The sequence below is a fragment of the Micromonospora sp. KC606 genome (assembly GCF_004348675.1).
Classification (GTDB): domain Bacteria; phylum Actinomycetota; class Actinomycetes; order Mycobacteriales; family Micromonosporaceae; genus Micromonospora.
Genome location: NZ_SMKN01000272.1, coordinates 1 through 6,988, shown reverse-complemented (window position 1 = coordinate 6,988; position 6,988 = coordinate 1). Strand labels below are relative to the sequence as shown.

Annotated in this window: 8 protein-coding genes; 4 read left to right on the top strand and 4 right to left on the bottom strand. The window is 70.0% G+C overall.

Annotated elements, in window-relative coordinates:
• Positions 1–248 precede the first annotated feature (248 nt).
• Positions 249–998 (bottom strand): SDR family NAD(P)-dependent oxidoreductase, encoded by a 750-nt coding sequence (locus E1193_RS28880; protein WP_132186331.1) that lies wholly within the window; start codon positions 996–998, stop codon positions 249–251.
• Positions 999–1,126: 128 nt separating this feature from the next.
• Between E1193_RS28880 and E1193_RS28875 the strand changes: the two genes are divergently transcribed.
• Together E1193_RS28875 and E1193_RS28870 are read left to right on the top strand one after the other, a co-directional pair.
• The gene (locus tag E1193_RS28875; RefSeq protein ID WP_132186330.1) at positions 1,127–1,705 is read left to right on the top strand and encodes a TetR/AcrR family transcriptional regulator; all 579 of its coding nucleotides are present in this window, start codon (positions 1,127–1,129) and stop codon (positions 1,703–1,705) included.
• A gap of 363 nt (positions 1,706–2,068) precedes the next feature.
• Positions 2,069–2,632 carry a response regulator transcription factor gene (locus E1193_RS28870; protein WP_207922909.1) on the top strand — a complete coding sequence of 188 codons (564 nt, stop codon included), beginning with the start codon at positions 2,069–2,071 and terminating at the stop codon, positions 2,630–2,632.
• Positions 2,633–2,989: 357 nt separating this feature from the next.
• On the opposite strand, the gene E1193_RS28865 is transcribed toward E1193_RS28870, so the two are convergent.
• Complete coding sequence (locus E1193_RS28865) at positions 2,990–4,147, bottom strand: epoxide hydrolase family protein (RefSeq protein ID WP_132186329.1); 1,158 nt, start codon at positions 4,145–4,147, stop codon at positions 2,990–2,992.
• 63 nt (positions 4,148–4,210) lie between these two features.
• On the opposite strand from E1193_RS28865, the gene E1193_RS28860 reads away from it, so the two are divergent.
• Positions 4,211–5,161, top strand: coding sequence for a YafY family protein (locus tag E1193_RS28860; protein WP_132186328.1), 951 nt, complete (start codon positions 4,211–4,213; stop codon positions 5,159–5,161).
• A gap of 313 nt (positions 5,162–5,474) precedes the next feature.
• Complete coding sequence (locus E1193_RS28855) at positions 5,475–5,786, top strand: antibiotic biosynthesis monooxygenase (protein ID WP_132186327.1); 312 nt, start codon at positions 5,475–5,477, stop codon at positions 5,784–5,786.
• A 13-nt stretch (positions 5,787–5,799) separates the two neighbouring features.
• Here E1193_RS28855 and E1193_RS28850 read toward each other — a convergent pair whose 3' ends face one another.
• Positions 5,800–6,471: a class F sortase gene (locus tag E1193_RS28850; RefSeq protein ID WP_132186326.1), complete on the bottom strand. Its 672-nt coding sequence runs from the start codon at positions 6,469–6,471 to the stop codon at positions 5,800–5,802.
• Between the two features lie 7 nt (positions 6,472–6,478).
• The coding region (locus E1193_RS28845) for a hypothetical protein (protein ID WP_132186325.1) at positions 6,479–6,988 on the bottom strand (510 nt) is incomplete at its 5' end.

Here is a 6,988-nt window from a genome sequence, read left to right as displayed (position 1 = left end):
CCACCGGCCGGGCCGGGTGGTGCCACGCACCAGCCGGTACCACAGGTACAGGTGGATCAGACCGGCTACCCCGAACACGATCGCGATGAACCCGGACACCGGGTCTCCCCTCAGTGAGCAACTGACCAACGCGGGGCGGCGCGCGGGATTCGGACACCACCCCGTCACCGCTCGTTCCTGTGCGCACCTGCCCAGCCGAGGTGTCTACCAGGCTCGAACTGGTGGCGCTGCGCTGGGCCACGGTCGGATCAGGCTCCGAAGCCGCTGAGCATGGCCAGGGTCTGGTCGTAGGCGCCGGTGGCCTCGGCATGGCGGATGGACCTGGCACGCTCGACGACGATTTCCTTGGCGTCGGGCTGGGCGTGCAGCAGGGTCACGGTCTCGGTGAGGAACTCGTCCAGCGGCATGGCGTACTCGCTGTCCTGCTGGCCGAGAAGGGTTGTCCGGACCGCCGGCGGAGCCACTTCAATGACCTGGACAGGCGTGTCGGCGAGCTGGACGCGCAGGCTCTCGGTGAACGAGTGCAGCGCCGCCTTGGTCGCGCTGTAGGTCGGGGTGATCGGCAGCGGCACGAACGCCAGACCGGAGGTGACGTTCATGACGACCGCATCCTCCCGGGCGGCCAGCAGGGGCAGGAACGCGTACGTCATCCGAATCGTGCCGAGCAGGTTGGTGGTGACGTGCTCCTCCGCGATCGCCAGGCAGCCCGGATCGAGCAGGTTCTCCCGCTGCATGATGCCCGCGTTGTTGACCAGAACGTTGAGCTGCGGATGCGTGGACGCCAGGGTGTGGGCGGCGCCGGCGATCGAGGCGGGGTCGGTGACGTCCAGGACGAGGGACTCGATACCCGGGTGCTCGGTGGTGATCTTGTCAAGCAGTTCCTCGCGCCGGCCGGCGACGATCACGGTGTTGCCGGCCTCGTGCAGGCGCAGGGCCAGGCCGTGGCCGATACCGGAGGTGCCGCCGGTGATCAGGATTGTGTTGCCGGTGGTCTTCATGGAATGCGCTTCCTCACCGCAGGGTATGGTGGACTCAAGCGGACACTTGTCCACTCCGTCGACCAACGTAGCGGACAGGTGTCCGCTTAGCAAGGTCGGTTCGGCCGTCGGTTCGGGAGGGAGAAGGGGTGCCGGAGCAGAAGGACGCACCGCTGCGCTCGGACGCGAAACGCAACCGCAGCCGCATCCTGGAAGTGGCCGTGGCGGAGCTCACCCGCTCGGCGGACGCTCCGTTGAGCGTGATCGCGAGGAAGGCCGGCGTGGGACAGGGCACGTTCTACCGCCACTTCCCCGACCGGGAGACACTGGTACTGGAGATCTATCGCCACGAGATGCACCAGGTCGCCGACCGCGCCGCCGAACTGCTGAAGACACGCCCGCCGGATCAGGCTCTACGGGAGTGGATGGACCATCTCGCCCGGTTCGCCGTCACCAAGGCTGGCCTCGCGGAGGCGATGCGTCAGGCCACCAGCGCACCAGGAAGCCCGGGCAAACCGGCACACGCCCCGGTGACGGCCGCGGCCGAACTGCTGCTCCGCGCCAACGAACAGGCCGGCACCATCGAACCCGGAGTCACCGCGGACCAGCTTTTCCTCGCCGTCGCCGGCCTCTGGCACCTCGACAACCGCACGGATTGGCAACCGCGCCTCACCTGGCTACTGGACCTTGTCATGGACGGACTCCGCGCGGGGGCACGCAAGCCCTGACCTGATCCATTCCTGACAGGACTGCACATACTGTGGACCTGACTGGGGTCCACGTGTAGTACGGACGAAGCATGCTTCCGGTTCAACCGTCCGGCTGTGTTGATAACTACATTGGCGCTTTGGTGAGGCGTTGTGGACACAGACTGCCAGCACAGCCGATACTCGGCCGGTCCCAGGGCGGCACAGGCGGCATGGCTGGAAGGAGTCATTCGGCATGGATCCCGGGAAATGAGTACCACCGGCCATGGTCGGGCATGGTCCGTTTCGGCCATCGAGGATACGGAGGTCATGCCGTCACTCTCAGTTGCTCTAGTCAGCCACGACGGCGCCCAACCTCCCAGCCTGAGCCCGCTACACCCGCGAGTGACGGGCGACCTGTCCGTGGCGCGCCCCTTCGACGACGTCGTTGTGTGCTACGGCCATCGCCCAGCCGCCGACGTCAGGGAGCTGCACCGGACATTCGGCGCAAGCATGCCAGCGGTGCTGGTCGCCGCCCGCAGCTTCGACCAGGAGGACGTGATCACCGCCTTCGATCATGGCGCTACCGGCTACCTCGTCCTCACCCAGACACCGGAGTTCTGCCTGAGGGGCGCGGTAATCGCCACCGCCAACGGAGAGAGCTTCCTCAGCCCAGCCGCAGCAACCACGTTGCTGAGACACATGCAGCCCGTTGCCGCGGCACCAGCCCCCATCCACTCCAGCACCATCACCCCCCGCGAGCGGCAGATCATGGAGCTGCTCGCCACCGGCCACACGATCACCGAGATAGCCGGTCACCTCCGGTTGACCGGCAAGACCGTCCGAAACAACCTGAGCAACATCTATGCGAAGTTACAGGTACGCCGACAATCCGAGGCGATCCTGCTATGGCTCGGTCACCAACCCCAGCCGGAACCGCTCGGCGTGGCCCGCCAACCCAGATCTTGAATGTCCAGGTTGAGTCCGGTTCGGGGGCGAGCCGGTACGGGTCAGGGATGATCACGGCGCTTGCCCGAGCCGGGCGGGCCGACGATCAGCAGCGATCCGCGCAGCCGCCAAGGTAGCGACAGCACTCGTGTCCTCCCCCCGGCGGTGCCGATCAAGCCGCCGGCCACACACGTCGGACCAGGACAGCCGCGTTACGGCGGTGGAACGGTTGGTCACCCGAGCACATCTCCCGCTGTCGTCGTGGAATTCCTGGCGATGTCGGTGCCGGCACCGCCCGGCCGAGGACCGAGGAACACACGCCGTACCGGCCCGGACCGGACGGGTCCGGGCCAGCACGGCGCCTGCCCTAACCGGTTGTCATCGGCGGAGGCTCCGGAAGAATTCGCGGATGTCGGCGGTCAGCGTCTCGGGTTCCTCCAGTGCGGCGAAGTGGCCGCCGCGGTCGACGTCGACCCAGCGGGTGATGTTGTTCTCCTGCTCGGCGTAGCGGCGGATGCCGACGTCGTGGGCGAAGACGATCGCGGCGGTGGGTACGCCCGAGTTCGGTTGGGTGGCGCCCCAAGCGGATTCCTGGGCGTAGCCGACGTACGCCGACGAGCCGGCGGTACCGGTCAGCCAGTAGATTGTCGCGTTGGTCAGGAGCAGATCCCGGTCGATGATCTTGTCCGGCAGGACGTCGCGCGGATGGGTCCACTCGCGGAACCTGTCCATCATCCAGGCGAGCTGACCGACGGGCGAGTCGGTCAGGCCGTACGCGAGCGACTGCGGCCGGGTGGACTGGATGGCGATGTAGCCGAACTCCTCCTGCATGAACGCCTCGATCCGGTTGATCCGGTCGCGTTCGAGCTCGGACAGGCTGGCCAGTTCCTCGTCGGACAGCGGCAGCGGCGGCAGCGGGCCGGGGCCGCCGTTGACGTGGACGCCGGCGACGCGGTCCGGCGCGACCCGGCCAAGTTGCGGGCTGACCGCGGCGCCGATGTCGCCGCCCTGCGCCCCGTATCGCTGGTAGCCCAGCCGGCGCATCAGCTCGGCCCATGCTCGGGCGACGCGGTCGGTGTCCCACCCGGCATCTGTGGTCGGCCCGGAGAACCCGAATCCTGGCAGCGACGGGATGATCACGTGGAACGCGTCGGTGGGGTCACCACCGTGGTTGCGCGGGTCGGTCAACGGTCCGATCACGTCGAGGAACTCCACCACCGAACCGGGCCAGCCGTGCGTCAGGACCAGGGGGAACGCGTCCGGCTCCGGCGAGCGGACGTGCACGAAGTGGATCCGCTGACCGTCGATCATGGTGGTGAACTGCGGGAACTCGTTGAGCCGCGCCTCCGCCGCACGCCAGTCGTACCCGTCACGCCAGTGGTCGACCAGCTCACGCAGCCAGCCGGTGGGGACACCGGTGCCCCAGTCATCACCGGGCAGCGCGGCGGTCCAGCGGGTCCGGGCGAGCCGGTCGCGCAGGTCGTCGAGCTGCTCCTGGGGGATCTCGACGCGGAACGGGGTGATGTCTTCGTTCATGACCTCAACCTAGGAGCCGAAGAGGACAGCTTTTGTCCTAGCTGGCTGCCAGACTTCGGCGGCATGTTGGAAACCTCGGCACGCCTGCTTCGCCTGCTTTCCCTGCTGCAGACTCCGCGCGACTGGACCGGCTCGGACCTGGCCGAACGCCTCGAAGTCGACGTGCGCACCGTCCGACGCGACGTCGACAAGCTGCGGACCCTCGGCTATCCGGTGCATGCCACCCCGGGCGTCGCCGGCTACCGGCTCGGTGCCGGCGCGAACCTCCCGCCGCTGCTGCTCGACGACGAGGAGGCGATCGCCGTCGCCATCGGGCTGCGCTCCGCCGCGAGTGGCGCGGTGGCCGGCATCGAGGAAAGTTCGGTACGCGCGCTCACCAAGCTCGAACAGGTCCTCCCGTCGCGACTCCGGCACCGGGTGAACCTGCTGCACTCGGTCACCGTGACCGTGCCCGCCACCGGCCCGACCGTCGACCCCGACACCCTGACCGCCGTCGCGGCGGCATGCCGCGACCACCACCGGCTGCGCTTCGACTACCGCAGCCACGACGGCACCACGTCGATCCGCACGACCGAGCCCCACCGGCTCGTCCACACCGGCCGACGCTGGTACCTCATCGGCTGGGACATCGACCGCGCCGACTGGCGCACGTACCGGATCGACCGACTGGCGCCCCGCATCCCGACGGGTCCCCGGTTCACCCCACGCGCGGCGCCCGACCCCGACCTCGCCGCGTACCTGTCGCGCGGGGTCTCGACCGCGGCCTACCGTTACCAGGCACGCGTCACCCTGCACGTACCCGCCGAGACGGCCGCGGAGCGCATCCTGTCGAGCGTCGGCGTCATCGAGGCCGTCGACCCGCAGAACTGCCTGCTGCACACCGGATCGAACTCCCTCGACGAACTGGCGGTCTACCTCGGCCTGTTCGACCTCCCCCTCACCGTGCACGAACCGCCCGAACTCATCACCCGCATCCGCGCCCTCGCCACCCGCCTCAACGACGCCGTCCGCTGACCTCCACGCAACCCCACACCACGACCAGGTTGGAGCCATCGGGTCGTGAGGATCAACCCGGATGGCGAAGGCTCACGCTGCCCTGGCCGCCGTCTCCCCAACCGTTCGGCCAGCGAGTAGCCGCTGGATCGCGGGCAGGCGTTGGCAGCAGAGGAGTACGGGTCAATCGGTCGGTAGGAGAGGACGCATGAACGTTCGCCCGTGATCGTGTCATGCACGACGCAGGTGATCACGGCGCAACCACGGACCTGTCGAGGCAGACACACCGTCGGACGCTGCGTCCCGGGCCCGGGGTTCTGGCTAGGGTGGAGCCATGGCAGTCGTGAAGATCAACGCGATCGACGTCCCGTCCGGCGCGGGCGAGGAACTCGAGAAGCGGTTCGCCGCCCGGGCCGGCGCGGTGGAGAACTCCCCCGGCTTCCTCGGCTTCGAGCTGCTCCGCCCGATCGCCGGGGAGAACCGGTACTTCGTCTACACGAAGTGGGAGAGCGAGGAGGCGTACCAGGCGTGGGCCTCCGGGCCGGCCCGGGCCGCGCACGCCGGCGGCGAGCAGCGCCGGCCGGTCGCCTCGGGCGCGACCCTGCTGGAGTTCGAGGTCGTGCAGCAGGTCACCGGCGAGGGCTGAGCCGGGCGGCGGCTCAGGTGTCGCGGGTCTCGACCAGCGAGGCGAAGGCGATGACGTTGTCCCGGTAGCCGGTGTCGCCGCCCACCCAGGCGCCGCCGCAGGTGATCAGCCGCAGCGCCGGCGGGCCGTCGTCGCCGTAGACCCGCTCGGCCGGCAGGTGGGACTTGTCGAAGTGTTCCACCGAGTCGACCCGGAACACGGCCACCCGCCGGTCGTCCCGGGTCACCTGGATCTCGTCGCCCGGCCGGAGCCTGCGCAGGTCGTAGAAGACAGCCGGACCACCCTTCGAGTCCACGTGGCCGACGATGATCGCCCGGCCTGGCTCGCCCGGGGTGGGACCACGGTCGTACCAGCCGGTCTCGTGGTGCCGGCTCAGCGGCGGCACGCCGATCGACCCGTCCTTCGCCTGCCCGACCGGGGCCACCGGCGCGTCCACCCGGATCGCGGGGACCACCAGGCTGACCGGCCGACTCGCCGACAACCCGGCGGGTGCCCGCCGGTCGGCACCCGCCGGGCCACCAGAGCCGGCCGCCCATTCGAACGGCCCGGCGGTGCGCCCCAGCCCGGCGCCGGTGGCGAAGACGCCGACCAGCACCAGCAGCACCGCCAGCGGCGTGGACCACGGGCTGCGGGCCGGCCGGAGGGCACGGCCCGGGGCCGGTGTGGCGGAGTGCGGCGGAGCCACGGCGGCCTCAGCTCCGGGCCGTACCCGGCGGTCGGTGGGCCGCGATGCCTCCGGTGCCGCGCGGCCGGCGGGCCGCAACGACGCCCACGGTCGCCCCGACGATGGTCAGGGCCAGGCCCCCGGGCACCAGCAGGCCGCCCAGATCGAGGCCACCGGCAGTCCCGCCGAAGCCGGTGTGCGGGCCAGGGCTGTGCTTGACGTGCTTGACCACCTGGAGCATCGTCGAGGCGGTGCCCCCGTCGCGGCACTCCAGCTTCACGGGGTAGTTGCCGGGGCGGGTCCGTTCCCGCACCATGGCCGAGGCGGTCAGCTGCCCGTACTGCGGGTGCGCCTGGACCCGGCCGAAGGCGTCGGAGACGACGGTCGCCGGGGCGGAGTTGTCGTCGCAACTGGCCCGGATGCCGACCAGGTAGCCGGGACGCACGACGCCGGGGCGCACCTCGACGAAGACCACCTGCACCGGAGGCTGCCGATGCCCGCCCGCTCCGGGCCAACCCTCGCCCTGGTCGCCCGGACC

Excerpts from the sequence above, each read along its gene's own strand:
- E1193_RS28855 (WP_132186327.1), top strand. The coding sequence starts at position 5,475 with ATGGCAGTCGTGAAGATCAACGCGATCGACGTCCCGTCCGGCGCGGGC.
- E1193_RS28860 (WP_132186328.1), top strand. The coding sequence starts at position 4,211 with ATGTTGGAAACCTCGGCACGCCTGCTTCGCCTGCTTTCCCTGCTGCAG.
- E1193_RS28865 (WP_132186329.1), bottom strand. The coding sequence starts at position 4,147 with ATGAACGAAGACATCACCCCGTTCCGCGTCGAGATCCCCCAGGAGCAG.
- E1193_RS28880 (WP_132186331.1), bottom strand. The coding sequence starts at position 998 with ATGAAGACCACCGGCAACACAATCCTGATCACCGGCGGCACCTCCGGT.